Genomic DNA, 1,056 nt, shown 5'->3' with positions numbered 1-1,056 from the left:
GCATGGGCGTGCCGGGCCGCCCGGTGCTGGGTGGCGCTCGCGTCCCTGGGGCGGCCCGGCACGCCCATGCTCACCGCGTGACCGTGCCGCTCAGCCGCTCTTACGCCGGAACGAACGACGCTGGGAAGCCGGGCCGTGCGCCCCGCCGATCTTGGAGCGGCCCCGGTTGCCGTTCTTGGCGTTGGCGTCGGCCTGCGCGTTGCGCTTGCGCTCCAGCGCCTCGCGGAACTTGCGCTTCAACTCGTCGTCAGAAGTGGCGTCGGAGGCGGTGGTCTCCGCCTCCTCGGCCGCGGTGGCATCGGTCTCCTGTCCCTCGGGTTCCTGCTGCGTGGGAGCCATGAAGACCTCCTGATCTCGGGCGGTGTTTGCCTTCTCATTCTGGCACCACCGGACCGCGAGGTGACCGAACCGGTGGCTCGCCGAACATGTCATGACAAATGACACTCCGCGCTTTACCTCGACCCCGACCGCCCATCCGCCACGTGCAAGGCGGCCTCCGGGAGCCGGCGATCCCGGACGGCACCCGGTGTCCGCCGGGCACGTTCCGTGGTCTCCAGCGCCTTGGCGCGGTCCGGCCCGCGCCGAGGGCCGTCCATCCTGCGCGTCGGTACCTGGCCGACACTTCTGTGGCCGCGTGAGGTGGCCGAAGAATTGCGAAATAGGCCCCCCGTACGGCTTTGTCACGGCGAATGGCGCGCCTGGATAAAAGGCGGAACAACACGCATATGCGGAAATGGTGGGCCAGGTAAATCCGGTGCAAAGAAATGCCTTTACAGAGAGTAATTGATCAAGCACGATTGGGGGGCTGCTAGCGAAAAGCCCACGAAAGGGTGCGCATGACAATTCGATTCAGCCGTAGCGGCGTCGCCCTGGCCATCACCGCCCTGGCCCTGTCCGGCGCCGCGGCGTTCGGGCCGGGCCCCGCCGCGGCGCGGGCGGAGTCGCCCGCGGCGGCGGCGACCGGAGTCTCCAACGCCGAGCCGACCAGCGGGCGGATCGACGACTTCTGGACCGCCGAGCGCATCGCGGCGGCCCCGCCCGCCGACGCCCCCGGCC

Annotated in this window: 2 protein-coding genes; one reads left to right on the top strand and one right to left on the bottom strand. The window is 69.8% G+C overall.

Annotated features, from left to right (window positions below):
- Window positions 1-90 precede the first annotated feature (90 nt).
- Window positions 91-339 carry a DUF5302 domain-containing protein gene (locus C1I98_RS39240; RefSeq protein WP_111172222.1) on the bottom strand — a complete coding sequence of 83 codons (249 nt, stop codon included), beginning with the start codon at window positions 337-339 and terminating at the stop codon, window positions 91-93.
- A gap of 497 nt (window positions 340-836) precedes the next feature.
- Between C1I98_RS39240 and C1I98_RS39235 the strand changes: the two genes are divergently transcribed.
- On the top strand, window positions 837-1,056 hold a 220-nt coding region (locus C1I98_RS39235), incomplete at its 3' end, for a hypothetical protein (protein ID WP_438672141.1).

The organism is Spongiactinospora gelatinilytica, from assembly GCF_003236385.1.
Taxonomy (GTDB): domain Bacteria; phylum Actinomycetota; class Actinomycetes; order Streptosporangiales; family Streptosporangiaceae; genus Spongiactinospora; species Spongiactinospora gelatinilytica.
The sequence above is the reverse complement of the archived record's forward strand: the minus strand, read 5'-3'. Positions and strand labels throughout refer to the sequence as shown.